Genomic DNA, 23,750 nt, shown 5'->3' with positions numbered 1-23,750 from the left:
CGCACACGCAGTACGCCAGCGGGAGGAGTCGGTAGAGCGTGGTGGCGGAGCCGGAAGGTCCCCTCGAGGACCGGAAGCCGCAGTCCGACGAGGCACGCAGCGCCTTCACCCCACCGGAGGGTGTCGACCAGCCGGGACCGCCCGAGGAGGACCATCCCTCCTCCGAGTTCGCCGTTCCCGAGGGGCTGGCCACGGAGGCACCGGCCGAGCCGGAGGGCTCGGCGTTCGCGCCCCCGTCGACCTACCGCGCCAAGTCGTCCCCGCCGGTCTACACGCCCGCCCACGGCTTCCCGGTGGTCCAGCTCTCCAAGGACGTGCCCTGGCAGGACCGGATGCGCACGATGCTGCGGATCCCGGTGAGCGAGCGCCCCGTACCGGAGCCCGTGCAGCGGCACGACGAGTCCGGGCCGGCCGTGCCCCGCGTGCTCGACCTGACGCTGCGCATCGGGGAGCTGCTGCTCGCGGGCGGCGAGGGCGCGGAGGACGTCGAGGCGGCGATGCTCGCCGTCAGCAGCGCGTACGGTCTCGACAACGCCGAGCCGACGGTGACGTTCACGCTGCTGTCGATCACCTACCAGCCGTCGCTCGTGGACGACCCGGTGACGGCGAACCGGACCGTGCGCCGCCGGGGCACCGACTACACCCGGCTGACCGCCGTGTACCAGCTGGTCGCGGACATCAGCGGCGACGACCACGAGGTCAGGCTGGACGAGGCGTACCGGCGTCTGGCCGAGATCCGCCGGAACCGGCACCCGTACCCGGGCTGGGTCCTCACGCTCGCGGCGGGCACCCTGGCCGGGGCGGCCTCCGTGCTGGTGGGCGGTGGCGTGCTGGTGTTCCTGGCCGCGGCGGTCGGCGCGATGCTGGGCGACCGGCTGGCGTGGCTGTGCGCTGGCCGTGGGCTGCCGGAGTTCTACCAGTTCGTGGTGGCCGCGATGCCTCCGGCCGCGATCGGTGTGGCGCTCAGCGCCCTGCACGCCGATCTGCGCCCCTCCGCGGTCATCACCGGTGGCCTGTTCGCCCTGATCCCGGGGCGGGCGCTGGTGGCGGCGGTCCAGGACGGGCTGACGGGCTTCTACATCACGGCGTCGGCCCGGCTGCTGGAGGTCGCCTACTTCTTCGTGGCGATCGTCGTCGGAGTGCTCACGGTCCTGTACGTGGGCGTCCAGTTCGAGGCGAACCTCAGCCCTGAGGGGGCGTTGATCAGCGTCGAGCGGCCGGTGACGCAGATCCTGGCCTCGATGGTGCTGAGCCTGACCTTCGCGGTACTGCTCCAGCAGGACCGTTCCACGGTGCTGGTCGCCGCCGCCAACGGCGGGGTGGCGTGGGTGATCTACGGCGCGGTCGCGCTGGCGGGCAACGGGTCCGCCGTGCTGGCGACGGCGGTGGCGGCCGGGCTGGTGGGTCTGTTCGGGCAGCTGCTGGCCCGCTTCCAGCACACCTCCTCGCTGCCGTACGTGACGGCCGCGATCGGCCCCCTGCTGCCGGGTAGTGCCATGTACTTCGGAGTGCTGCACATCGCGCAGAACGACATCGACGCGGGGTTCGCCTCGCTGGCGAGGGCCGCGGCGCTGGCGCTGGCCATCGCGATCGGAGTGAACCTGGGAGGCGAGATCGCCCGGATGTTCCTGCGCAGCCCGGCTGCGGCGGGCCGGCGCCGGGCGGCCAAGCGGACGCGCGGCTTCTGACCGGGGCCGCACTCATCGGGGTACGGAGAACGCCCCGGACCGTCATGCCACGGTCCGGGGCGTCTGCGTACGGGCTCTCAGCGCTTGGCGTGCCGGCCGCGCGGGGCGGTCCCGTCCGCGGCCGTGTCGCCGGCGTCGCCGGCCGCGGCCTCCTTCTTGTTCCTGGACCGTGCCCGCATGAACTCGATCACGATGGGCAGCACCGAGAGGAGCACGATGCCGATCAGGATCGCCTCGATGTTCTGGTGCACGAAGTCGACCTTGCCGAGCGCGGCTCCGAGCAGCGTCACGCCGGCGCCCCAGAGCACACCGCCGATGATGTTGAACGTGACGAACGAGCGGTAGTTCATCCGGCTCACACCGGCGATGATCGGCGTGAACGTCCGCACGATCGGCACGAACCGGGCGAGGACCAGTGACTTCGGGCCGTACTTCTCGAAGAACTCGTGCGCCTTCTCCACGTTCTCCTGCTTGAAGAACCGGGAGTCCGGGCGCTTGAAGAGCGCGGGGCCGACCTTGCGGCCGAAGAGGTAGCCCACCTGGTCGCCGATGATCGCGGCGAGCACGATGAGCGTGCACACCAGCCACAGCGGCTGCTTGATGACGTCGGTCGTCACCAGGAGGCCCGTGGTGAACAGCAGGGAGTCTCCGGGCAGGAAGAATCCGATCAGCAGACCGGACTCGGCGAACACGATGACGAGTACGCCGATCAGTCCGAAGGTGGTGATCAGAAAGTCCGGGTCCAGCCAGCTCGGTCCGAGCGCAAGGGGGTTCACGAGGTCCGGGCTCCAGTGGTGTGAGTCGTCGGGCGTGGCGCCCAAACTATCAACGCATTCTTTCCGGTCCGGTTCCAGTGCCCCACTCCGGATGCGCGTGGGGCGGACGGCCGCGAAGCTGTGCCCATGGGAATCGAGGATTTCGGCGGAGGCCAGGGGCCGCACCCCGATGTGCTGGTCGTCACGACGAACGACGTCCCGGGTTTCCGGGTGGAGCGGGTGATCGGCGAGGTCTTCGGCCTGACCGTGCGTTCACGCCATCTCGGCAGCCAGATCGGCGCGGGCCTGAAGTCGATGATCGGCGGCGAGCTGAAGGGCCTGTCCAAGACCCTGGTGCAGACCCGCAACCAGGCCATGGAGCGGCTGGTCGAGCAGGCGCGGTCGCGGGGCGCGAACGCGGTGCTGATGTTCCGGTTCGATGTCTCGGAGGCGGCGGACGTCGGCACCGAGGTGTGCGCCTACGGCACGGCGGCGGTGATCACACGCGTCTGACGGCGCATCGCGGCGCGACCTCGAATGACCCACGATATGGGCGTTTTCTGCCGTTATCGTGAGGGCCGTGACGACGACCGACCCCTCCCCGGCGGCGACTCCTCCCCGGGTGCTGCTGCCGCTGATCGTCCCGGCGATCGTCGTCGGCGTCGGCTCGAGTCTGCTGCTCCTCGGGCTGACCGAGGTCTCGGAGCAGTTCAAGGGCGTCCTGTGGGGGATCCTGCCCGACGCCGTCGGCATCGGCCGCTACTCGGTGCCGTGGACGGTCGCCGTGCTCACCGCGACGGGCCTCGCGGTCGGGCTGGTGGTGTGGAAGGTGCCCGGGCACGCCGGCCCCGACCCCGCCACCACCGGGCTCGTGGACCCCCCGATGCCCGCCTCGGTGGTGCCCAGCCTGCTGCTCACGGCCGTACTCGGACTCGCGGGCGGGGTCAGTCTGGGCCCGGAGAACCCGATCACGGCGGCGAACATCGCCCTCGCCGCATGGCTGGGCGGCAAGGCCATGCGCGGCTCGCGCGCGGAGCTGTGGGCCTCGCTGGCCGCGGCCGGCACGGTCGGCGCGCTCTTCGGCACCCCCGTGGCGGCGGCCCTGATCCTCACCGAGTCCCTGGCCTCCCGGCCGGCGCCCGGCGCGCTGTGGGACAAGCTGTTCGCCCCGCTGATCGCGGGCGGCGCCGGTTCGCTGACCACCGTGCTGATCGCCCATCCCACCTTCGACCTCGACCTCCCCCCGCTGAGCGGCTCGCACTGGGGCGACGTGCCGGCGGCGCTCGCGGTCTCCTCGCTGGGCGCGCTGCTGGGGATGGCGGCCGTGTACGCGTTCCCGTACACGCACGCCGCCTTCCGGAAGCTCGGACACCCGGTGGCCGCGATCACCGTGGGCGGGCTGGTGCTGGGGCTCCTCGGGGCGCTGGGCGGCCAACTCACCCTCTTCAAGGGCCTGGAGGAGGTGAAGGTACTGGCGGCGGACCCATCGGGCTGGTCCTCCGGGCAGTTCGCGCTGATGACCGTGGTCAAACTCGCCGCCCTCACCATCGCGGCGACGAGCGGCTTCCGCGGCGGCCGGATCTTCCCCAGCATCTTCGTGGGCGTCGCGCTGGGCCTGGGGGTGAGCGCCCTCGTACCCGAGGTGCATCCCACGGTCGCGGTGGCGTGCGCGGTCCTCGGCGTGCTGCTGGCGATCACCCGGCAGGGCTGGCTCAGCCTGTTCACCGCGGCCGTACTGGCCGGCGACCCGCACGCGCTGCCCCTGCTGTGCATCGGCCTGGTCCCGGCATGGCTGCTGGTGACCGGCCGGCCCCAGATGCAACTCCACCACGACGGCACCCCACTGCGCTGAAAGGCGATCGGACATGGCACTGCACAAGGTCGGTATGCGTCCCGAGGCGAGCGAGGAACGGCGCAGGCTGTCGATCAACCCGTTCTACGGGGAGGCCGACCCCCTGGGGTCGATGGTCCTGGCACCGCCCCAGCACCGGCTGCCCGACGGGCCCATGGCGCCCTCGGCGGCCTACCAGTTCGTGCACGACGAGCTGATGCTGGACGGCAACTCACGTCTCAACCTGGCCACGTTCGTGACGACGTGGATGGAGCCGGAGGCCGGGAGGCTGATGGCCGAGTGCCGGGACAAGAACATGATCGACAAGGACGAGTACCCGCGGACCGCCGAACTGGAGCGGCGGTGCGTGGCGATGCTCGCCGACCTCTGGCACGCCCCGGACCCGGAGGCCACGGTGGGCTGCTCCACGACCGGCTCGAGCGAGGCGTGCATGCTCGCGGGGATGGCGCTGAAGCGGCGGTGGGCGCACCGCAACCGGGACCGGTACCCCGGCGCCGGCGCCCGGCCCAACCTGGTCATGGGCGTCAACGTGCAGGTCTGCTGGGACAAGTTCTGCAACTTCTGGGAGGTGGAGCCCCGCCTGGTCCCGATGGAGGGCGACCGCTACCACCTCGACCCGCAGGCGGCGGCCGACCTCTGCGACGAGAACACCATCGGTGTGGTCGCCGTCCTGGGGTCCACCTTCGACGGGTCGTACGAGCCGGTCCAGGAGGTCTGCTCGGCACTGGACGCCCTCCAGGAGCGCACCGGCCTGGACATTCCGGTGCATGTGGACGGGGCCTCCGGCGCGATGGTCGCCCCCTTCCTGGACGAGGACCTGGCCTGGGACTTCAGGCTGCCGCGAGTGGCCTCGATCAACACCTCGGGGCACAAGTACGGACTGGTGTACCCGGGGGTCGGCTGGGCGCTGTGGCGCTCCCCGGACAACCTGCCCGACGAACTGGTCTTCCGGGTGAACTACCTGGGCGGCGACATGCCGACGTTCGCGCTCAACTTCTCCCGGCCCGGGGCCCAGGTGGTGGCGCAGTACTACACCTTCATCCGGCTCGGCCGGGACGGCTACCGGGCGGTCCAGCAGACGGCCCGGGACGTGGCGCGGACCCTGGCCGAGAAGATCGACTGCCTGGGTGACTTCCGGCTGCTCACCCGCGGGGACCAGCTGCCGGTGTTCGCCGTGACGACGAACCCGGAGATCAGGAACTTCGACGTGTTCGACGTCGCACGGCGGCTGCGGGAGAGCGGCTGGCTGGTGCCGGCCTACACCTTCCCGCCCAACCGGGAGGATCTCTCGGTGCTGCGCTTCGTCTGCCGCAACGGCTTCTCGGCGGACCTCGCCGAGCTGCTGGTGGAGGACCTGCAGCGGGCCCTGCCGGAACTGCGGGCCCAGAGCGCGCCGCAGAGCAAGGACAAGGCGGCCGCCACCGGCTTCCACCACTGAGGGGCGCCGCCGGGGGCGCCTCGGCCGGACCCGCAGCAGCTTGCCGGCGCCCCCCGGCCGGTCTCTCACGGCTTCGGCCGGTACTTCCACCGCCGGCAGCCGGGCCCTCAGGGCTTCCACCGGTACTTTCCGCCGCCGACCCAGCGCACCAGCGCGGGGTCGTCCAGATCCACGCCGTGCCGGCCCGACGCGTGCGCCATGCTGATCACGTCGATCATGTCGTGCGCGATCCCGACCGTCTGGCCCTCGATCTCCACCACCCGGAACGGCGGATCACCCGGCTGGACGGGCAGGACGACGATCGGGGCCACTCCTGGTGCGTCACTCATGGTTCAAGGGTGTGGCACGGACCCGCCTTCCGCACGAGGGGGGGCGCCTGCCCCGTACGCGCCGCCTGCCCGTACGCGCCGCCTGCCTGCCGCGTACGCCCGCCGGTCCGGCCCGGCTCCCCCGCCCCGGCACCGCGAGGCCGTACGCGCCCGACGGCCCGGCCGCGCGGGGAAGGGGCACGGGCAAGGAGCACGGGCAAGGGCCCCCTTCGGGGCGCCCGGAAGGATGCGCGCGGAAAGGGGGCCCGGGAAGAGGGGTCCGGAGAGAGAGGCCCGGGAAGAGGGGCGGCGCTCAGAACGGGAAGACCGAACGGCCCCGCTGCACCGAGATCCACTTCTGGGTGGTGAAGACCTCGACCATCGCCTCGCCGTTCAGCCGCCCGATGCCGGACGACTTCTCGCCGCCGAACGGCACGATCGGCTCGTCGTGCACGGTGGAGTCGTTGATGTGGATCATCCCGGTGTGGATGCGCTGGGCCAGCGCCACGCCGCGCTCGATGTCACCGGTGTGGACGGCGCCGCTGAGGCCGTACGGGGTGTCGTTGGCGATCCGGACCGCCTCATCCTCGCCCTCGAACGGGATGAGCAGCACCACCGGGCCGAAGATCTCCTGGGACAGCACGGGCGAGTCGGCCGGGAGTCCGGTCAGCACCGACGGGGACACCACGTTGCCCTCCGTCCGGCCGCGCAGCAGAGCGGTGGCACCCGCCTCGACCGACTGCTCGACCAGGCTGGACACGGCCTCCGCCTGGAGCGAGTTGATCAGCGGGCCGATGTGCGTCCCGGGGTCGGCCGGGTCCCCCACCTTCAGGGTCCGCACCTTGGCGACGAGCTTCTCGGTGAACTCCTTCTCCACCCTGCGGTCCACGAGGATGCGGTTCGCGGCCATGCACACCTGGCCCTGGTGCACGTACCGGCTGAAGACCGCGGCGTCGACCGCGTAGTCGATGTCGGCGTCGTCGAGCACGATGAAGGCGCTGTTGCCGCCCAGTTCGAGGACGGCGTGCTTGAAGTTGGCCGCACAGACGGTGGCGACGTGCCGGCCCACCCGGTCGGAGCCGGTGAAGGAGATGACCTTGGGCACCGGGTGCTCTATCAGCGCGTCGCCGATCTCGGCGATGTCGGTGATCACCACGTTGAGCAGTCCGGCGGGCAGGCCGGCGTCCTCGAAGACCTTGGCGACCAGGGAACCGCCGCAGATCGGCGTGTTCTGGTGCGGCTTGAGGACGACCGCGTTCCCGAGCGCCAGCGCCGGCGCGACCGACTTGATCGACAGCAGGAAGGGGAAGTTGAAGGGGCTGATGACGCCCACCACACCGACCGGGAGCCGGTAGACCCGGTTCTCCTTGCCGTCCACCGGGGACGGCAGGATGCGTCCCTCGGGACGCAGCGCCAGCTGGATCGCCTCGCGCAGGAACTCCTTGGCGAGGTGCAGTTCGAAGGCCGCCTTCAGCCGGGTGCCGCCCAGTTCGGCGACGATGGCCTCGGCGATCTCGTCCTCGCGGTCCTCGATGATCCTCAGGGCCCGCTCGAAGACCGAACGCCGCGCGTACGGGTTGGTGCCGGCCCACTCCTTCTGCGCCCGCTCCGCGGCACGGTACGCCTGGTCCACCTCGCGGGCCGTGGCGACGGTGATCGAGGCGAGTTTCTCCTCGTTGTACGGGTTGAAGTCGATGATGTCCCAGGAACCGCTGCCCGGGCGCCATTCGCCATCGATGTACTGGAGTGCCAGCTCGCTGAAGAAGGAGGAGGACATGGGTTCCCTTACCGGCCGCGGGAGCAGGGTCGTGTGCAGTCGCCTGAAGGACTGATGTCGCGTCATCCTACTTGCCGGTCACGTCAGTTGGAGCAGTCCTCGGAGAAGGTCACGGCTCTCGTCCGGCCCGGGGCTGTCCTCCCGGAGGCGCTCCATCGCCCGCTCGTACTGCGCCACCTCCTCGGGTTTGTCGAGGTACAGCGCGCTCGTCAGCTGCTCCAGGTAGACGATGTCGGAGAGGTCCGACTCCGGGAAGCGCAGCATCGTGAACGCCCCGGACTCGCCCGCGTGGCCGCCGAAGCTGAACGGCATGATCTGGAGGGTGATGTTCGGCTGCTCGGAGACCTCGATCAGATGCCGCAACTGGCCCTGCATCACCGACCGGTCGCCGTAGGGGCGGCGCAGCGCGGCCTCGTCCAGGACGGCGTGGAAGCGGGGTGCCTGCTCGGAGACGAGGGCCTTCTGGCGCTCCAGGCGCAGCGCGACCCGGCGGTCGATCTCGGCGGCCGGTGCGCCGGGCATACCGCGTTCGACGACGGCGTGGGCGTACGCCTCGGTCTGCAGCAGGCCGTGGACGAACTGGACCTCGTAGATCCGGATGAGCGAGGCGGCGCCCTCCAGGCCGATGTACGTCTGGAACCAGCCGGGCAGCACATCGCCGAAGCTGTGCCACCAGCCGGCCACGTTGGCCTCCTTGGCGAGACCGAGCAGTGACCCGCGCTCCGCCTCGTCCGTGACGCCGTAGAGCGTGAGGAGGTCCTCGACGTCTCTGGCCTTGAAGCTGACCCGCCCCAACTCCATTCGGCTGATCTTGGATTCGGACGCACGGATCGAATAGCCCGCCGCCTCGCGGGTGATGCCGCGCGACTCCCGAAGGCGCCTCAGCTGCGAGCCCAGCAGGATGCGGCGCACCACCGAACCCCCGCCGGGGCCGTCGGCCCGGGGGTAGCCCCACGACTCACTTGCGGTCACGTCTCCCGCCCTCCCCATCGCCATCACTTCCCGGAGCACCCCCGAACCCCGAACTCCGGATTCTGCCACCAAAACGCTTCGCCCCGTACTCGTTCGATTACGGAAACAAGAAGCCGTGGCGGAAAGGGCGCAAGGAAGCACGCGGAAGATATGAGAGTGAACCGGCACGGGTGGGGACAGTTCCGGCGCGTGCACGTGCATCTGCCCTTGCATCTGTTCTGGGCATTCGGAACCATGGAGCCCGCGCACCTGCGTACTCGTACGTGCTCGTTCGTGCTGTAGCGCCACAGTTGCGATTCCCGGGAGTGCCTCGCATGGGAACGAATGGATCGACCATGCTCGAGCCGTTACGGCAGGGCCTTCCGCCGATCGACCCCGCGGCCGTGTCCAGCTCCGCCACCTGCGCGCTGCCCGCCCGCTACGAAGCGGTGCGCGGCGCCCGGAAGTTCACCAGCAGGACGCTGACCCGGTGGGAACTCGACGAGCGCTTCGACGACGTCGCCCTCGTCGTCTCCGAACTGGTCACCAACGCGCTTCGGCACGCCCTGCCCGCGGACGCCCCGCGCGACCAGGAAACCCCGGTGCGGCTCCATCTGATGCGCTGGACCAGCCGGCTGGTCTGCGCCGTGCGCGACCCCAGCGAGGAGAGCCCGGTGGCCGGCGAGGCGGAGGACTCCGCCGAGTGCGGCCGGGGACTGTTCCTCGTCGACTCCTTCAGCGACAGCTGGGGCTGGCACCCGCTGGCGGGGCCGCTCACCGGGAAGGTCGTCTGGGCGCTGTTCCGCCTGCCGCCGGCGTGAGCCTGCCGCGCCCCGGCCCGGACGGTTCGGGCGCCCGGGATGTTCGGGCGCCCCGGACGGCTCGGGCACCCCGGACGCCGCCGTACGACCGCCCATCGGCGGGCCTGCGCCGGGCCGGTCGTCGGCGCGCTGCGGCCGGCCCCACCGCACGCGCGTTCCTGCGGGGTGCGGGCCGGGCCCGGCCTCCGTGCGGGTCAGCCGCCGGCGAGGTGGTCGAACTCGCCGTCCTTCACCCCCAGCAGCATGGCCCGGATCTCGGCCGGCGTGTAGACGAGCGCCGGCCCCTCGGGAAAGCGCGAGTTGCGCACCGCGACGTTGCCGCCGGGCAGTTGCGCGAACTCCACGCACGATCCCTGAGAGTTGCTGTGCTTGCTCTTCTGCCAGACGACCCCGTGAAGCTCTGTCGCCGCCATGCCGTTGTACACGTCGTGCACAGGACGCTCCCCGAGTTACAAGGTTCAGGTGTCAACTGTCTCGGATCATAGCTGCGTTCACATGCAGACGCATGAGCAGATGCACGTGCACGCGACGTGTCCCCATGGTGACAGCCCGGGCCGCACCTCGCACGGAACCTCCGCCGACCGCCGCACGGCCGCACCGCCGGCCGTGCGTGGTCTTCCACGACCCACCGTGCCGGATCACCCGATCACCCGATCACCTGATCGCCGGGGTCGCGTCACCGGTCCACGAAGAGAGACGTGCGCCGGGCCCTTCCGGCTCCACGATCGCGTGACCAACGGGGGAGCACCGGGTAGCGCGGCTGCCAGGGGGAGCACCGGGCAGCGCTGCCGCCGGGCCGGACACCGGACCGCACCTACCCGGGCCGCTCACCGGACGCGCCTACCCGGGCCGGTCACGGGACCGCGCCTCGCCGGGCGGCTCAGCGCGGCGCCGACGCGTACGGCAGCAGGGCCATCTCCCGCGCGTTCTTGATCGCCCTGGCGAGCAGACGCTGCTGCTGGGCCGTCACCCGGGTCACCCGGCGGCTGCGGATCTTGCCTCGATCGGAGAGGAACCTGCGGAGCAGGTCGGTGTCCTTGTAGTCGATATAGGTGACGCCCGCCGCCTCCAGCGGGTTGGGGCGGGACTTCACGGGCGTGCGCTCGGATCGGCGCTTGGGCATGTCATACCTCCAGGAGGGAGTCGAAGGCCGGCGGCAGGCGCTTCCACGCCTCGGCGCCGGCGGCGTACTCGGCATCGGTCAGCAGGCAGGAGTCGAGCAGTTCCGTCAGGCCCTCGCGGTCCAGCCCCGGCGAGGTGAAGACCAGGTGCTGGCAGCGGTCGCCGTGCTCCGGATGCCAGTCCAGCGCCGCCGCGGCCCGGCGCACGGGCGGGACCATCTCCCAGGCCGCGTCGGGCAGGGAGGCCAGCCAGGGGCCCACGCTCTCGACGCAGAGCGCTCCCCCGGCCGCGTCCCACGCCAGCAGCGTGTCGGGCCGGTCGGCCAGCCAGAACCGGCCCCGGCTGCGGGCCGCGACGCAGGTCAGGTCCTCCAGCGCCGCGTACAGCCGCTCCGGGTGGAACGGCCGCCGGCGGTGCCAGACGTACGTCCCGACCCCGCACTCGTCCGCCTCCTGCGGAAGCAGCGCGCACGCCGGGTGCTGCGCCGCCGCGGCGGCCTCCACGTCGAAGCCGGCCAGGGCGGCCGCGGCCAGGTCGTCGCCGTCCACCGCCACCCGGCGGGCCGTCGGGTGCAACTGGGCCAGCAGGGCCCGGTCCTCCTCGTCTGCCTCGTCCCCGCCGACGAGGGCGAGCACGGGTGCGTACTCCAGCTGGCGCGCCCAGGTGTCGGCGACCGTGCGCCGGTCGTTCGGGGCGGCGGCCAGTCCCGCCTCCGCCAGGTCGTCGCCGTTCGCGAGATACGGCAGCAGGAGGGAGGGGTCGACGGCCGTGATCACGCTCGTGACCCTCAGCCGGTCGCCGTGGGCCGCGACGACCTCGGCCATCGCCTTCGGCTCCACCGAGTCCCAGAGCTCGACGACGGCCAGCCGGGTCAGGCCGCCGTCGGCGAGCCGTTCCAGCTCCGGCACGAGGTCCTCGCGCAGGGCGCAGCAGGCGCAGTCGTTGACGAGCGGCGCCTCGCCGCCGGACAGGACGCCGGTCGCGTCCCGGACGCTGCGCCGGACCGTGCCGCGGACGGCGGTCGACAGGTCGTGGTGGAGGGCGACGCTGCCGCCCACGGCGGTCAGCAGCCTGGCGACCACGGCGGCTCGTGCGTCGGAGTGCAGTCCGCCGACGATCGCGACGGGGAGCGTTCCCTCCATCACCGGGCCCCGTGCCGTCGGTAGCGCCGCTCGAAGCGCTCGACCCGGCCCGCGGTGTCGAGAACCCGCGCGGTGCCGGTGTAGAAGGGGTGGCTCGCGGAGGAGATCTCCACGTCCACGACGGGGTAGGTGTTGCCGTCCTCCCACTCGACGGTCCGGTCGCTCGTCATCGTCGAGCGGGTGAGAAAGGCGAATCCGGCGGCTCGGTCGCGGAAGACGACGGGGCCGTAGGCCGGATGGATTCCTGGCTTCATGGGGATCTCCCTCCTGCTTCCGCTCAGCGCTCTTCGCGGAAGTCGACGTGGCGGCCGGCGACCGGGTCGTACTTGCGCAGGGTCAGGCGGTCGGGGTCGTTACGGCGGTTCTTGCGGGTGACGTAGGTGTAGCCGGTCCCCGCGGTGGAGCGGAGCTTGATGATCGGGCGTAGTTCGTTGCGGGCCATGCGGGTAGAGTAGATGGAAATGGTTTCCATTACCAAAAAGAAGGTCGTGTGACGTTGTCCGCACACTGCCGGCTGACCGGGCCCGGCCCGGCTTCGGCAACCGCGTCTCGCGCGCAATGACCGGCGCCGGGAGGTCGTGGAGCGGTACGCCGCACGGCGCGCGGAGCTGAAGGAGATCATCCGCCGCCCCGGCGCGAGCGAGGAGGACCGCCTGGCCGCACAGCGCGAGCTGCGCCGTCCGCCGCGCGACGCGAGCGCGACCCCCGTCCGCAACCGCGACGCGGTCGACGGCCGCCCGCGCGGCCACATCCGCACGTTCGGCATCTCCCGCGTCCGCCTCAGGGAGCAGGCGCACGCGGGGTTCCTGCCGGGAGTGACGAAGTCCTCCTGGTAGGGGACGGGGCCGCGCCATGGGAGCCCGTGTGCGGCGCGGGCGGCGGGGCGCGGCCAAAGGGCGGCGGGGCGCGGCCAACAGGTGCCGTGGAAGCCGATGCGCGGCGAGGGGCAGGGGGCCTCCCCGGGGAGGCGCCCGCGGGCCACCGCCGGACGTGGCCGGGGCCGAGTGCCGGGGCGCGCGCCCCGCCCTCCGCGCCGCGCGGATGCTCGGCGGCCCGCGGCGACCGGCTCCTCGCCGCTAGCGGGGGAGCTCGCCGCGGCGGTCCGGGCCGCGCACCCGGGCGCTGTCGGCCGCCGCGGTGCCGTCGTGCCAGCCTGCCGCGTCCGTGGCACCGCGGACGCGGGTGCGGACCGTGTCCGGGAAGAGGCGTTCGGCGTGGTCGGCGACGGCGACGTCGCGGGCCGCGAGGGCCGGCAGCAGGTCTCCCCCGGCCGTGTCCCGCGTCGCGTGGGACGTCGCCCGCGCCAGCCGGTCACCGATGCGGTGCGCGTAGGCCAGCAGGAACGACTGCCGGAACGTCTTCGTCCGCTTGCGTCCACCGGCCCGCTGGGACGCCTCGGCGCGGGTCATCGCCGTCGTGCCCTGCACCAGCAGGGAGGTGTACAGCAGCTCCGCCGCCTCCAGGTCCGTCTCGTAGCCGACGACCGTCGAGAAGCCGAGGCCGCTGTTCCAGACCGCGCGGCAGCGGTTCGCCGAGGCCACCACGTCCAGCAGGATCGCCTTGGCCGTCTCGTACGGGGGGTCGACGCCGATCCGGCAGGCGGCCGGCGCGTCCGCACGATGGGTGCGGGCCGCGAGCACCGCGTCGTCGATGCTGTGGCGCGCCATCAGTTCCTGAGCCTTCGCGGTCAGCGCCTCCGCCTCCTCCGGATAGCCGGTGGCCTCCGCCTTGGCGAGGAGAGCGCGGATCCGGGTGAGCATCCGCGGCTCGGTGCCCGCGGAGGGGGACCGCCGGTGGACGGGTGACCCCGGGACCGGACCCACCGGCTCGATCGCCGGCAGCCGTGCCAGGAGCCGGTACAACCGGAGCACGGCGGTCGCGTGCGAGAACCGGTCCGCGGGACGCCGCCCGCTCCCCCCGTCCGGCAGTGCGTCGAGCTGCGCACGCCATCGCGGCGGCAGATCGTCCCCGTAGCGCCGGGCCTCCCCGGCGATCAGGGCGGCGGCCAGCTCCACATGGCGCTCGTCGAGGTCGCGGCGGACGATCCGTACGACATCCGCAGGCTGCCAGCCGCGCTCCCACGCCCGGCGCACGAACTCCTCGCCGCGCCGGACCAGCTCCGCGTCGGCGTCGGGCGGCGCGGCGGCCAGCAGTGAGGCGCCGAGGTCGAGCGCGTCGTCGTCATCGGCGTACAGCGCCCCGCCGAGCGCACGCTCCACCACATCCACGCCGATCGAGCCTACGCGAGCCCTCGCCCCGCGCGCCGCGCAGGCCGCCCGTCGTGGCCGGGCGGGGCCCGCGCACGGGTGCCGATGCCGTTGGTCGATTCGGGGCCGTCCTGCACCCGGGGGCACCACCGGGCAGGAGGCGAGGGCGTCCTCCGGCGGCAGGAGGCGAGGGCGTCCTCCGGCGGCCGTGGATCGCACGCCCCGCCGGCATCGGCGGGAGCCTCGCGGACGGCCGCGTGCGCGGGCGCCCGTCACGGCGGAAACACACCGGTGCCCTCGCGCCGGCGGACCGTACGGTGACGCCATGGGTGAGAACAAGCAGCGCATGCTGGCAGGAGACTGGTACCTCCCCGACGACCCCGAACTCGCCGCCGACAGCGAACGGCGCTCCCGGCTCTGCGCGGCGTACAACGCCGAGGGCGGCGACCCGCCCGCCGCACGGGACGCCGTCCTCGCCGAACTCCTCGGCTCCGTCGGCCCCGGCGTCCGCATCCGCCCGCCGTTCCGGTGCGACTTCGGCTACCACATCCGCATCGGCGAGGGCACGTTCGTCAACTTCGGGGCCGTGTTCCTGGACGTCGCGCCCATCACGATCGGCGCACACTGCCAGTTCGGCCCCGACGTCCAGCTGCTCACTCCCTCCCACGACCTGGACGCGAGGCGCCGCCGCGAGGGCTGGGAGAGGGGGGACCCGATCACGGTCGGCGACAACGTCTGGCTCGGCGGGGGCGTCATCGTCTGCCCCGGCGTGACGATCGGGGACGACACGGTGGTCGGAGCCGGGGCCGTCGTCACCAGGGACCTGCCCGCCGGGGTGCTGGCGGTGGGCAACCCGGCGCGGGTGATCCGCACCCTCACCTGACGACAAGCCCGGTGTGGCGGCCGGTGCCGGCCGCCGCACCGACGATGCCGGGACTGCTCTGCTGCCCGCGCCCGGGCCGGCGAACGGCGCCGCGGCGGGCTCGGCGACGAGCCGGGCGAACGGCGCCGCGGCCGGACCGGCGACGACCCGGGCGAACGGACTCGCGGCCGGAGCTGCGCTGTCAGTCGTGAGTGTCAGACTCGCCACCGTGAACGAACGGTGGGCCCTGGCCCCGGCCGAGGACGGCGGAGCGGTGCTCGTACCGCTCGGCCCGGACGGGTTGCCCGCCGGAGAGGTGCGCAGGGAGGCCGATCTCGTCACCGCGGTGAGGTCGCGGCCGGAGGTCGGCCGGTGGGTGTGGCGGTCCACGGCCGAGATCTACCCACGGCTGCTGGCGGCCGGCGTGAGGGTCGAGCGGTGCTACGACATCGAGGACGCCGAGCTGCTCCTGCTCGGGTCCGAAGGCCGCCACGGTGAGCCGCGTTCCGCGGCCGCCGCCTGGGCGCGGCTGCGGCGCGCCCCCGTTCCGGACGACCCGCCGCCGCGCGCCGCCGTGCCGGGCGCGCAGTCGTCGCTGTTCGAACCGGAGCCCGTGGCCGTGCCCTTCACGGGTCTGCTGGAGGTCTACGCCGAGCAGCAGCGACGGCACGAGGGCACCGAGCACCCCGGCCGGATGCGGTTGCTGACGGCCGCCGAGTCGGCGGGGATGCTGGTCGCCTCGGAGATGAACCGGTCGGGGCTGCCCTGGCGGGACGACGTCCACCGGGACGTACTGCGCGAGCTGCTCGGGGAGCGGTACGCGGGCGGGGGCGAGCCGCGCCGCCTCGCCGAGCTCGCGGACGAGGTCTCGGCCGCGTTCGGGCACCGGGTGCGCCCCGATCTGCCCGCGGACGTCGTCAGGGCGTTCGCCCGGGCCGGGGTCAAGGTGCGGTCGACCCGGCGCTGGGAACTGGAGGAGATCGACCACCCGGCCGTACGTCCGCTGATCGCCTACAAGAAGCTGTACCGGATCTGGACGGCCCACGGCTGGAGCTGGCTGCAGGACTGGGTGCGGGACGGCCGCTTCCGCCCGGAGTACCTGCCCGGCGGCACCGTGTCCGGCCGCTGGACCACCAACGGCGGCGGCGCTCTGCAGATCCCCAAGGTGCTCCGGCGTGCCGTGGTCGCGGACGACGGCTGGCGGCTCGTGGTCGCCGACGCCGACCAGATGGAGCCCAGGGTGCTCGCCGCGATCTCCCGCGACCCGGGGCTGATGGAGGTCGCCGCACACGACGACGACCTGTACACCCGGCTGTCGGACCGGGCGTTCTCCGGGGACCGCGACCACGCCAAGATCGCGCTGCTCGGCGCCGTCTACGGCCAGACCAGCGGCGACGGGCTGAAGAACCTCGCGGCGCTGCGCCGCCGCTTCCCCCGCGCGGTCGGCTATGTGGACGACGCGGCACGCGCCGGCGAGGAGGGCCGCCTCGTTCGCACCTGGCTGGGCCGAACCAGCCCGCCGGCGGCCGGTGCCCGCGACGACGACGAAGCCGGTATCCCCCAGGAGAACGACGACACCCCGGCCCGGAACGAGTTCGCCCCGGGCTACGCCTCGACGAACGCCCGCGCCCGCGGCAGGTTCACCCGCAACTTCGTCGTCCAGGGCAGCGCCGCGGACTGGGCGCTGCTGCTCCTCGCCGCACTCCGCAGGGCGACCGCGGACATGCGCGCCGAACTGGTCTTCTTCCAGCACGACGAGGTGATCGTGCACTGCCCGGCCGAGGAGGCCGAGGCGGTGGTGCGGGCGATCCGCGCCGCCGGAGAGCTGGCCGGGCGAATCGCCTTCGGTGAGACGCCGGTGCGGTTCCCCTTCACGACGGCGGTGGTGGAGCGCTATGCGGACGCCAAGTGATCCGGCCCCGCCCGGCCCTCGGCGCGCTCGCGGTCGGCGGCCCGGCCGGTCCGCCGACGGCTCCCCGCGGCCGGCCGCGGCCACCCGAAGTGACGTGCTGTCCGGTGCCGCGCGCTCTCCGGGCGGCCTGCCACGCGGCCGTTCCGGCCGCCGGGACGGACATGGACGTCCAGGGGGGTCCTCGGTGTTTCCGCCGCACTGCCGCCGCCGGAACCCGTCGTGCCGGACCTGCGCGCGGCAGACCTGCTTGCGCGGGTCGGTCGCCGCCCGGCTCGAGGTACCGCCGACCGGTCGCACCCGCACCCGCACCAGAGCCAGACCCGGAGCCAGAGCCAGGGCCAAGGGCGCACGGCCTACGTGGCGCCGGGCGAGGTCCGGTTGGCCGAGGGTGAGGCGTGCGTAGCCGATGTTGCAGTGGGCCGTGTGGCGCAGCAGCGGGCTGCCGAGCCGGACGCCGACGTCGAGGCTGCGCTCATGGCAGGCGATGGCGTGCGAGGCGTCGGTGTGCTCGTGGAGGTTGCCGAGATGGCGGAGGATCACGCCCTCGCCGTAGTCGTCGCCGAGCCGCCGGGCGGCTTTCGTCATGCGGCGGGCGGTTCGGCCCTGGTCTCGCCCATCGCCCGGCCGGCGAGCCGCACATGACGGCGGGCCGGCGCCCCCGGGTAGCCGGTGCGATCCCGCCGGGTACTCCGGAACGGCGACACGGCCGGACGGCATGCGACGGGAGCCCCGAGGAAGCACCCCCGAGAACCGAGAGACAAGGCAGGAATTCATGTCGAGCCCTTCCGGCTTCAGCTACGAAGCCCGTGCGGACGGCACCATCGTCATCACCCATCGCCGCCGGAAGGCCGCGACACTGCGCGGCGACCGCGCCGCGAGGTTCGCCGAGGAGGTGGCGTCCGGCGACGCCCAGGAGGTGATGGCCCGCTGGACGGGCGCGTACAAGTTCGGCAACGAGCGCACCGCCCGCAACCACCCCAGGAACAAGGGGCGCCGCGCCTGAACCGGTCCGCCGGGAAGCGGACCGCGGGCCGTCGCGCAGCCGCCCCGGAGCGGGAACGCCCGGCCGCCGTACCAGTGGCGGTCGGCGTCTACTCCCCCGGCTGCCGGTGCGGCCGGGGGATGCCGAGGCTGCCCCACGGCGCGCACAGTTCGCACATCACCAGCTCCGGGAACTCCTCCAACGCGATCACCACGTGCTTCTCGTCCAGGTAGCCGAGCTGCGTTCGGTACAGGCCGCAGTTCCCCCGGTGCAGCATGGGTTGCGCGCCCTCCACCCGGGCGGGCTGCAGCTTCCACGACATCTCGATCCGGGCGACCTCACGGCGCCTGCGGTCTTCCTCCTCCTCGCGCTTCAGCTCGTCGAGGGTGCGCTCGGTCTGCCTCAACTGGTAGGCGAGCCAGTCGCGCAGCCCCTCGTTGAGCCTGATCCGCTCGGAGCGCGACAGGTCGGGCATCGGACCGTGCCCGCTCACGCCGCGGCGGAGCTCGTCGGGGGGCCGCCGCCGGACCCCTCCCCGGCCGAACCGGGCACCGCGCCGCCCCGGCCGGACCCCCCTTCCGCCGCTCCCCGCCCGCGGTCCCCGCCGGAACCATCCGGGGAGAGGGCGCCCGCGCCCTCGGCGTGCTTGAGCGCCATGCGGGCCTTCACCACCTCCGGCCGGTCGAGACCCGCCCAGTACGGGTGCGTCGACACCTCGATCGACAGCGTCAGTACGCGCTCGCGGAGCGTGGCCTCCTCGGCCCTCTGCGCCTCGGTCCACCCGGGGCTCGCCGGGAACTCGCGACGGTAGCCGGAGTAGTGCCCCTCCTCCCCCGTCCACCCTTCAGCGGATTCGACCGACCACGGCAGCTCCCGGCACAGCGCCCGGTACGCGGACCGGGCCTGGTGCAGGCGCAGCTGGGCGTCGCGCAGCTCATCGGGGAAGTCGTCTTCGGCCACGGTTCGAATAATACGCCTGTTCGAATATTTGCCGGGAGAGCGACGTGACTGACGTGCACACGCTCACTCGGCGGCCACCCCCCGGCAGCGAGACCCGGCCTTCCTCCGCGACCCGCGGCCGACCGCCGGAACGACCCGCCCACCGATCACCTCGAGACCCTTCGACACCGGCGCACCCCCGCGATTCCTGCAGGCGACCGCCCGCCCTCCCGAGCGGGCACACCTGGACGCACCCCCGCCCACCGCCGCCCTCCGGCGCCCGGCGGCGCAACGATCCCGCCACCGCAGCCCGATGACGCAGGCCGCACCCCCACCCGAACTTGTAAGCCGTCCGCCGACAGGAAAAGATTCCTCGAAGACTGTTATTGCGAGTAACCGGGCGCCGACGGAGGGGAACCATGACGAAACAGGAGAGGGCTTCGCGGACCTACGAGCGATTCCTGGATGCCTCGGCGGACGAGTTTTCGCGCCACGGCTACGCGGGTGCCAATCTCCAGCGCATCGCGACCCACGTCGGCATGACGAAGGGCGCGCTGTACGCCCACTTCCCGTCCAAGGACGCTCTCGCCGCCGTGTTCACCTCGTCGTTCAACCAGGTGGGGCGCGAACTGCTGGAGGAGATCGCCGAGGGGGACTCTCCGCTGACGAGCCTGGAGCACGTCACCGTCGGTTTCGTCCACCGCATACAGTCGGACCTGCGTTTCCGCGCCGGCCTCAGACTCGCGCTGGAGGACGCCCGCACCCAGGGACGGATGCCGGCGGTCATCACCGATCTGTCTGCCGCGCTCACCCGGCTCGTCGGCGACGCCCAGGAGCGGGACGAACTGATCGGCCGGCAGCGTCCGGAACTGATCAGCTCCCTGGTCGTGGCCCTGATGTGCGGCACGTACTACACCGAGCCGGCGAACGGGCCCGGTGACGGCACCGAGCAGATCTGCCAGATCTGGCAGTTGCTGTCCTCGGGCGACAGGGACTGAGACCCACGCCGCGACGCCGGCCGCGGCCCCAGGGCCCTCCGATCACACCGGCCCGGCAGCCGGCAGCACGCGAGCGCCGGGGAGCCCTGCCGCCAGCTCCGGGTCGTCACCGACGACGACGGGGTGTCCGACCTCCGTCAGCATCGGGAGGTCCGACCGGTGGTCACCGTATCCGTAGCAGTCGGACATGCTGATGTCCGGGTAGCGCTCGACCAGGCGTCGCACGGCTCTTCGCTTGCCCTCCCCGATGCACGGCTCCCCGGCTATGCCGCCGGTGAGGACCCCGTCCCGCACCGCGGGGCGGGTGCAGAGCACGTGGTGGGCGCCGATGCCGACCGCGACGGGATCCACCACCGCGGGAAAGGAACCCGACACCAGGACGATGCCGTCCCCGGCGTTCCGGTGCTCGCGCAGTGCCGCGCGCGTGGCGGGCACGTAGAAGCCGGGCACGGTGCTTCTCCGGGCGAACCATTCGGCTCCCCAGGCCGTCACGACGTCCAGCCGTTCACCCGTCCACGCCTCGTAGTACGCACGGTTCCCCACCTCACGAGAGGAGCCTGCGGCCACCAGACCGGCGATACGGCGCCGGGTCCTCGCCGCGTGCCGGGCCCCGTCGGCCCCGTGCCGCCCGGCGAAGTAGAAGTCCAGGAAGTCGAACAGGCTCTTGCCGCTGAGCAGCGTCTCATCGACGTCGCTGAACGCCAGCCGCCGGGGTGCCCGCGCAATCGCGTCAGGCATCGCCGGCCCCACCGGTGCCGAGGGCGCCGGCGTAGGCCTCGGCAGCCGCTTCCAGGCGCAGGGCGCCATGGGACGCGATGGTCAGAACATCCGTCCAGTGCCGGTGCAATTCGCCTTCCGAATCCAGAAGATGGGTCCCCCCGGTGCGGAAGAGCCGGTCGACGGCGGTGGCCAGCCAGTCCGCGGCCACGGCGGCGTCCCGGCGGTTGGCGGCGATCGCCTCCGCAGTGATCGCCTCGGTGTCCGCCCTCCCCGCCGCCGTGCGCAGCATCAGTTCGGCCGCCTCGATCTCGGCGGAGGAGCGGGCGAGACGCTCCCGCACCGAAGGCCGGTCCAGCGGCCGTACGCCGTCGGGGGCGGTCGCCCCGGCCCATCGGATCCAGACCGTCAGGGCGCGCCGGGCAGCGCCGACCGCGGGTGCGCAGAACATCAGGCCGCCCGCGAGGTGGGCGGGCGCAGTGTGGCACCGGGATCGAAGCGCCGTGCCGGCGCCGGCGCCGGCGCCGCCGAGCAGCGTGGCGAGGGAGACGCTGCGGCCGTCGGGCACCACGGCCGCGTCCAGCACCACCGTGCTGCCGCCGGTGGCGAGCAGCCCGGTGGCCTTCCAGGTGTCGCGGACGGAGACCAGGCTCCTCGGAACCGCGAAGACACGTGCCGGACGGCCCGGTCCGTCGGCCTCCGGGGCGGCGAGCAGAACCCAGTGGGCGTGGTCGACACTGCTGGCCGGCTCCCACTCGCCCTGGAGCAGCCAACCCCCGGGCAGCCTGGACGCACTCCCCGACGGTTTGAGGACGGCGGCGATCCGGACGTCGGGTCCCTCGCCCCAGATCTCCCTCTGCCCCTCTTCGGGGAGCAGCGCCGCGAAGCGGCCGTGTGCCGCCCACAGGACGGCACACCACGCTGCCGAGGCACAGCCCTCCCCCACCGCGACGGATGCGTCGAACACCTCTCCAAAGGTCCCCTCGCCGCCACCCCAGCGTCGCGGGACGAAGTGGCGCACAAAGCCCGCGGCCTGCAGGGCGGCGACCGTTCCGGCCGTCAGCCGCCGCTGCCGTCGGGCCTCGCTGGTGCCGCGCAGGGCGGTGCCGGCGGCCCGTCGCACGGCTTCCTCGCTCAGTCCGCCGGACCGGCCGGGCGGCATGACCGGAACTTGTTGCATATCGGCGTCAGCCATGGCGTCTCTGCGTCTCTTCCTCGGTCGGCAACACTCGTGGGGGCTGCTGGGAGTCGTCGGCCGCATGCAACGAGCGCATGCGGGAACCCTTCGGCTTTTCGCCGGCCTCCAGTACGCTTCCATCCGACGCCGAGCAAGCGGGCATCGCGGACCATGCCCGAGACGACAAGAGGAGGCGAGAGAAAGGGTGTTGTCGCGTCCCCGCGCGAGCCGGCGGCGTTGGCCCTCAGGCCTGACAGGGCACGGGCGGACCGACGGGCCGATCCCCTCCCGTCACGTGCCGCACCGGAGCCCACACCGAGGCACAACTCGCGATCAGGGTGTCACCCTGCAGCGCGCCGAGGCGTAACCGATGCCCGGACCGCGTCTCTGCGGCGGTCTCGTCCTCCGCCACGACGAGACGGGTGGGGGCGTCGAGCTCGCCGAAGGCCAGACAGTCGACGGCCGCCGACACGAGTGCCAGTGCGGGGCCGCCGGGCTGCGCCGTCGCCGCATGGGCCGTCAGGTGGCCCAGCTGACGGAAGCCCTCGAGCAGCACCATCAGCGGCAGGTGGTCGGTGGGATGGTCGAACAGGATCGCGTGCTCGGGGTCCGGCCTCAGCAGCCATTCACCGGCCGTCGAACCGTGCACCAACACACTGTCCTTGTGCCGCAGCCGACCGACCAGGCCCGGCTCCACGCGCCGGTGTGGCTCTCCGCACGCGACGGCGCCGGACTCGGCTCGGCCGACCCGCCCGCGGACGATCCGGTAGCTGCGCTCGTCGAGGGCCACCACCCGCAGGCTGCCACGGCCGCAGCTCCGGCCACCGACGGAGAGCCCGACCTCGATCCGGGCACCGTAGCGGCGTGGCGGGCGGCGATCGGTCCACTGCCAGCGGGCCTCCAACACCACCGGCATCGGCCGGCCTCCCACCCGCAGGGCGCCCGGGTCGGTGATCTCGAAGTCCATGTCGTAGCCGACGAAACGGTGGCTGAGCGGGACTTCGTAGTGCCAGTGGGCGAGGTAGACCAGAGCCTGCCTGATCGTCTCGGCGAACAGCAGCGGGTCGCTGCCCCGATGAGCGTCGGGGTGGTAGAGCGCGTGGTCGCGCGGCCACTGGCTCCCCACCAGGAAACAGTCCCGGCCGAGCGCCACCGCGTCCGTGACGAATACCTCGGCCACGGCCGCCCGGTGCACCAGCCCTCTGGACACCGTCCGCTGGAAGTCGAGCTCCCTGCCCGGTCGAAGCGCGCCGTCAAGAGCCTCTCGCCGGAGTCGACTTCGGTACATCGCCCCTCCCCCTCCCCCTAGGTCTGGGGGCAGGCGGAGATGCCTGTTCCCCGGCCGTCAAATATACCTTCGAGCAGGTTTCTCCAAAAGAGCGGAAAGTGAATCACCATGGAAATGGCCGATGATGTCCACAGCCTCCAGCAACCGCAACCTGCACGGGAGTTGAAGCAGGAACGAGCCGTGCGGACGAGGAAGCGGATACTCGTGGCCGCCGCCCGGGCGTTCGCCGCCAAGGGCTATCCCGCAGTCACGATCCTGGACGTGGCCGAGGCGGCCGGGATGACGAAAGGTGCCGTCTACTTCCACTACGAGAACAAGGACGCCCTCGCGCTCGCGGTGACCAACCTGTTCTATCGCCGGATCGGCGAGATCGCGGACTCCGTGGAGCGGTTGGGCCTCACCCCGCTCGGGTCCGTCGCGGAGCTGCTGCTACGCACGGCCACGGCCTTCCGGGACGAGACGGTCATCCAGGCAGGAGCGCGGCTGCAGCTCGAGCGGCAGATGGTCGGCGTCCGGCTTCCGATGCCGTACGAGGCGTACACCGAGCGGATCACTTCCTGGCTGGCCAAGGACCGGGAAGCGGCGGCTCGGGGCGACCTCCCGGGGCCGGACACCCTGGCCACCGTCCTGGTCTCAGCCTTCTTCGGTGCTCAGCACATCTCGTGGGTGCTCGGCGATCGCGCCGACCTCGTCGAGCGCACCACCGCGCTGGTGCGGACGATCATTCCGTCCGCGGAGGCCGACATCGGCCGGTGCCCGTCGGCGCCGCCCCGGCCGTAAGACCCTCGCGAGGCCCCGGACCGCGGACCGCGGA

At 72.6% G+C, this 23,750-nt stretch carries 26 protein-coding genes and 1 pseudogene; 12 read left to right on the top strand and 15 right to left on the bottom strand.

Annotated features, from left to right (window positions below):
* Positions 1–38: 38 nt before the first annotated feature.
* Complete coding sequence (locus DDW44_RS16740; RefSeq protein WP_018892478.1) at positions 39–1,688, top strand: threonine/serine exporter family protein; 1,650 nt, start codon at positions 39–41, stop codon at positions 1,686–1,688.
* Positions 1,689–1,765: 77 nt separating this feature from the next.
* Here the strand turns inward: DDW44_RS16740 and DDW44_RS16735 are convergent, their stop codons facing one another.
* Positions 1,766–2,464, bottom strand: coding sequence for a DedA family protein (locus DDW44_RS16735; RefSeq protein ID WP_026165560.1), 699 nt, complete (start codon positions 2,462–2,464; stop codon positions 1,766–1,768).
* Positions 2,465–2,590: 126 nt separating this feature from the next.
* Between DDW44_RS16735 and DDW44_RS16730 the strand changes: the two genes are divergently transcribed.
* From DDW44_RS16730 to gad, 3 genes are all read left to right on the top strand, one after another.
* On the top strand, positions 2,591–2,956 hold the full coding sequence (locus DDW44_RS16730; RefSeq protein ID WP_017949747.1) for a YbjQ family protein: 366 nt from the start codon (positions 2,591–2,593) through the stop codon (positions 2,954–2,956).
* A gap of 109 nt (positions 2,957–3,065) precedes the next feature.
* Positions 3,066–4,295: an ion channel protein gene (locus DDW44_RS16725; RefSeq protein ID WP_108906950.1), complete on the top strand. Its 1,230-nt coding sequence runs from the start codon at positions 3,066–3,068 to the stop codon at positions 4,293–4,295.
* Between the two features lie 13 nt (positions 4,296–4,308).
* Positions 4,309–5,733: a glutamate decarboxylase gene (gene gad, locus DDW44_RS16720; protein WP_018892476.1), complete on the top strand. Its 1,425-nt coding sequence runs from the start codon at positions 4,309–4,311 to the stop codon at positions 5,731–5,733.
* 107 nt (positions 5,734–5,840) lie between these two features.
* Here gad and DDW44_RS16715 read toward each other — a convergent pair whose 3' ends face one another.
* From DDW44_RS16715 to DDW44_RS16705, 3 genes are all read right to left on the bottom strand, one after another.
* Complete coding sequence (locus tag DDW44_RS16715; RefSeq protein WP_026165561.1) at positions 5,841–6,062, bottom strand: hypothetical protein; 222 nt, start codon at positions 6,060–6,062, stop codon at positions 5,841–5,843.
* Between the two features lie 292 nt (positions 6,063–6,354).
* A complete protein-coding gene (locus DDW44_RS16710) occupies positions 6,355–7,818 on the bottom strand; it encodes an aldehyde dehydrogenase family protein (RefSeq protein WP_017949751.1) in 1,464 nt (487 codons plus the stop codon).
* Between the two features lie 78 nt (positions 7,819–7,896).
* Entirely contained in the window at positions 7,897–8,730 is an 834-nt protein-coding gene (locus DDW44_RS16705) for a helix-turn-helix domain-containing protein (RefSeq protein WP_026165562.1), read from the bottom strand.
* 374 nt (positions 8,731–9,104) lie between these two features.
* Between DDW44_RS16705 and DDW44_RS16700 the strand changes: the two genes are divergently transcribed.
* The gene (locus DDW44_RS16700; protein WP_170811846.1) at positions 9,105–9,590 is read left to right on the top strand and encodes an ATP-binding protein; all 486 of its coding nucleotides are present in this window, start codon (positions 9,105–9,107) and stop codon (positions 9,588–9,590) included.
* Between the two features lie 194 nt (positions 9,591–9,784).
* Here the strand turns inward: DDW44_RS16700 and DDW44_RS16695 are convergent, their stop codons facing one another.
* From DDW44_RS16695 to rpmG, 5 genes are all read right to left on the bottom strand, one after another.
* The gene (locus tag DDW44_RS16695; RefSeq protein WP_108906949.1) at positions 9,785–10,024 is read right to left on the bottom strand and encodes a DUF397 domain-containing protein; all 240 of its coding nucleotides are present in this window, start codon (positions 10,022–10,024) and stop codon (positions 9,785–9,787) included.
* 446 nt (positions 10,025–10,470) lie between these two features.
* A complete protein-coding gene (gene rpsR / locus DDW44_RS16690) occupies positions 10,471–10,713 on the bottom strand; it encodes a 30S ribosomal protein S18 (protein WP_017949755.1) in 243 nt (80 codons plus the stop codon).
* Position 10,714: 1 nt separating this feature from the next.
* Complete coding sequence (locus DDW44_RS16685; RefSeq protein ID WP_017949756.1) at positions 10,715–11,854, bottom strand: CobW family GTP-binding protein; 1,140 nt, start codon at positions 11,852–11,854, stop codon at positions 10,715–10,717.
* A complete protein-coding gene (locus tag DDW44_RS16680) occupies positions 11,854–12,108 on the bottom strand; it encodes a type B 50S ribosomal protein L31 (RefSeq protein ID WP_017949757.1) in 255 nt (84 codons plus the stop codon). The genes DDW44_RS16685 and DDW44_RS16680 overlap by 1 nt, the downstream gene beginning before the upstream one ends.
* Before the next feature lie 23 nt (positions 12,109–12,131).
* Positions 12,132–12,296: a 50S ribosomal protein L33 gene (gene rpmG / locus DDW44_RS16675; protein WP_017949758.1), complete on the bottom strand. Its 165-nt coding sequence runs from the start codon at positions 12,294–12,296 to the stop codon at positions 12,132–12,134.
* A 115-nt stretch (positions 12,297–12,411) separates the two neighbouring features.
* Here rpmG and rpsN point away from each other — a divergent pair.
* Positions 12,412–12,690: pseudogene (rpsN, locus tag DDW44_RS16670) on the top strand (30S ribosomal protein S14); the annotation flags it as partial.
* Between the two features lie 240 nt (positions 12,691–12,930).
* Here rpsN and DDW44_RS16665 read toward each other — a convergent pair.
* Complete coding sequence (locus DDW44_RS16665) at positions 12,931–14,073, bottom strand: DUF2786 domain-containing protein (RefSeq protein WP_108906948.1); 1,143 nt, start codon at positions 14,071–14,073, stop codon at positions 12,931–12,933.
* A gap of 313 nt (positions 14,074–14,386) precedes the next feature.
* On the opposite strand from DDW44_RS16665, the gene DDW44_RS16660 reads away from it, so the two are divergent.
* The 4 genes from DDW44_RS16660 to DDW44_RS16645 all read left to right on the top strand — a co-directional run bounded on the left by DDW44_RS16660 (position 14,387) and on the right by DDW44_RS16645 (position 17,838).
* Entirely contained in the window at positions 14,387–14,944 is a 558-nt protein-coding gene (locus DDW44_RS16660) for a sugar O-acetyltransferase (protein ID WP_108906947.1), read from the top strand.
* A 208-nt stretch (positions 14,945–15,152) separates the two neighbouring features.
* The gene (locus tag DDW44_RS16655) at positions 15,153–16,835 is read left to right on the top strand and encodes a bifunctional 3'-5' exonuclease/DNA polymerase (protein WP_026282042.1); all 1,683 of its coding nucleotides are present in this window, start codon (positions 15,153–15,155) and stop codon (positions 16,833–16,835) included.
* 423 nt (positions 16,836–17,258) lie between these two features.
* Complete coding sequence (locus DDW44_RS32090) at positions 17,259–17,477, top strand: hypothetical protein (RefSeq protein WP_167455502.1); 219 nt, start codon at positions 17,259–17,261, stop codon at positions 17,475–17,477.
* A 130-nt stretch (positions 17,478–17,607) separates the two neighbouring features.
* Positions 17,608–17,838 carry a hypothetical protein gene (locus DDW44_RS16645; RefSeq protein WP_017947756.1) on the top strand — a complete coding sequence of 77 codons (231 nt, stop codon included), beginning with the start codon at positions 17,608–17,610 and terminating at the stop codon, positions 17,836–17,838.
* Positions 17,839–17,926: 88 nt separating this feature from the next.
* Here DDW44_RS16645 and DDW44_RS16640 read toward each other — a convergent pair whose 3' ends face one another.
* Both DDW44_RS16640 and DDW44_RS16635 read right to left on the bottom strand, forming a co-directional pair.
* Positions 17,927–18,292 (bottom strand): DUF6233 domain-containing protein, encoded by a 366-nt coding sequence (locus tag DDW44_RS16640; protein WP_018892467.1) that lies wholly within the window; start codon positions 18,290–18,292, stop codon positions 17,927–17,929.
* Between the two features lie 14 nt (positions 18,293–18,306).
* A complete protein-coding gene (locus DDW44_RS16635) occupies positions 18,307–18,777 on the bottom strand; it encodes a hypothetical protein (protein WP_108906946.1) in 471 nt (156 codons plus the stop codon).
* A gap of 398 nt (positions 18,778–19,175) precedes the next feature.
* On the opposite strand from DDW44_RS16635, the gene DDW44_RS16630 reads away from it, so the two are divergent.
* Entirely contained in the window at positions 19,176–19,754 is a 579-nt protein-coding gene (locus DDW44_RS16630) for a TetR/AcrR family transcriptional regulator (RefSeq protein WP_108906945.1), read from the top strand.
* Positions 19,755–19,796: 42 nt separating this feature from the next.
* On the opposite strand, the gene DDW44_RS16625 is transcribed toward DDW44_RS16630, so the two are convergent.
* The 3 genes from DDW44_RS16625 to DDW44_RS16615 all read right to left on the bottom strand — a co-directional run bounded on the left by DDW44_RS16625 (position 19,797) and on the right by DDW44_RS16615 (position 22,936).
* Positions 19,797–20,492: an HAD family hydrolase gene (locus DDW44_RS16625; protein WP_108908861.1), complete on the bottom strand. Its 696-nt coding sequence runs from the start codon at positions 20,490–20,492 to the stop codon at positions 19,797–19,799.
* Positions 20,485–21,666 (bottom strand): acyl-CoA dehydrogenase family protein, encoded by a 1,182-nt coding sequence (locus tag DDW44_RS16620; RefSeq protein ID WP_240800419.1) that lies wholly within the window; start codon positions 21,664–21,666, stop codon positions 20,485–20,487. Before DDW44_RS16620 ends, DDW44_RS16625 begins: the two co-directional genes overlap by 8 nt.
* Before the next feature lie 226 nt (positions 21,667–21,892).
* Positions 21,893–22,936: a ScbA/BarX family gamma-butyrolactone biosynthesis protein gene (locus tag DDW44_RS16615; RefSeq protein WP_276323253.1), complete on the bottom strand. Its 1,044-nt coding sequence runs from the start codon at positions 22,934–22,936 to the stop codon at positions 21,893–21,895.
* 180 nt (positions 22,937–23,116) lie between these two features.
* Between DDW44_RS16615 and DDW44_RS16610 the strand changes: the two genes are divergently transcribed.
* A complete protein-coding gene (locus DDW44_RS16610; protein ID WP_208647969.1) occupies positions 23,117–23,716 on the top strand; it encodes a ScbR family autoregulator-binding transcription factor in 600 nt (199 codons plus the stop codon).
* Positions 23,717–23,750 lie beyond the last annotated feature (34 nt).

It is taken from the genome of Streptomyces tirandamycinicus (assembly GCF_003097515.1).
Taxonomy (GTDB): Bacteria; Actinomycetota; Actinomycetes; order Streptomycetales; family Streptomycetaceae; genus Streptomyces; species Streptomyces tirandamycinicus.
The sequence above is the reverse complement of the archived record's forward strand: the minus strand, read 5'-3'. Positions and strand labels throughout refer to the sequence as shown.

Excerpts from the sequence above, each read along its gene's own strand:
- DDW44_RS16645 (WP_017947756.1), top strand. The coding sequence starts at position 17,608 with ATGTCGAGCCCTTCCGGCTTCAGCTACGAAGCCCGTGCGGACGGCACC.
- DDW44_RS16730 (WP_017949747.1), top strand. The coding sequence starts at position 2,591 with ATGGGAATCGAGGATTTCGGCGGAGGCCAGGGGCCGCACCCCGATGTG.
- DDW44_RS16710 (WP_017949751.1), bottom strand. The coding sequence starts at position 7,818 with ATGTCCTCCTCCTTCTTCAGCGAGCTGGCACTCCAGTACATCGATGGC.
- DDW44_RS16615 (WP_276323253.1), bottom strand. The coding sequence starts at position 22,936 with ATGTACCGAAGTCGACTCCGGCGAGAGGCTCTTGACGGCGCGCTTCGA.
- DDW44_RS16640 (WP_018892467.1), bottom strand. The coding sequence starts at position 18,292 with ATGCCCGACCTGTCGCGCTCCGAGCGGATCAGGCTCAACGAGGGGCTG.
- rpmG (WP_017949758.1), bottom strand. The coding sequence starts at position 12,296 with ATGGCCCGCAACGAACTACGCCCGATCATCAAGCTCCGCTCCACCGCG.
- DDW44_RS16700 (WP_170811846.1), top strand. The coding sequence starts at position 9,105 with ATGGGAACGAATGGATCGACCATGCTCGAGCCGTTACGGCAGGGCCTT.
- gad (WP_018892476.1), top strand. The coding sequence starts at position 4,309 with ATGGCACTGCACAAGGTCGGTATGCGTCCCGAGGCGAGCGAGGAACGG.
- DDW44_RS16620 (WP_240800419.1), bottom strand. The coding sequence starts at position 21,666 with ATGGCTGACGCCGATATGCAACAAGTTCCGGTCATGCCGCCCGGCCGG.
- DDW44_RS16680 (WP_017949757.1), bottom strand. The coding sequence starts at position 12,108 with ATGAAGCCAGGAATCCATCCGGCCTACGGCCCCGTCGTCTTCCGCGAC.
- DDW44_RS16685 (WP_017949756.1), bottom strand. The coding sequence starts at position 11,854 with ATGGAGGGAACGCTCCCCGTCGCGATCGTCGGCGGACTGCACTCCGAC.
- DDW44_RS16625 (WP_108908861.1), bottom strand. The coding sequence starts at position 20,492 with ATGCCTGACGCGATTGCGCGGGCACCCCGGCGGCTGGCGTTCAGCGAC.
- rpsR (WP_017949755.1), bottom strand. The coding sequence starts at position 10,713 with ATGCCCAAGCGCCGATCCGAGCGCACGCCCGTGAAGTCCCGCCCCAAC.
- DDW44_RS16660 (WP_108906947.1), top strand. The coding sequence starts at position 14,387 with ATGGGTGAGAACAAGCAGCGCATGCTGGCAGGAGACTGGTACCTCCCC.
- DDW44_RS16630 (WP_108906945.1), top strand. The coding sequence starts at position 19,176 with ATGACGAAACAGGAGAGGGCTTCGCGGACCTACGAGCGATTCCTGGAT.
- DDW44_RS16715 (WP_026165561.1), bottom strand. The coding sequence starts at position 6,062 with ATGAGTGACGCACCAGGAGTGGCCCCGATCGTCGTCCTGCCCGTCCAG.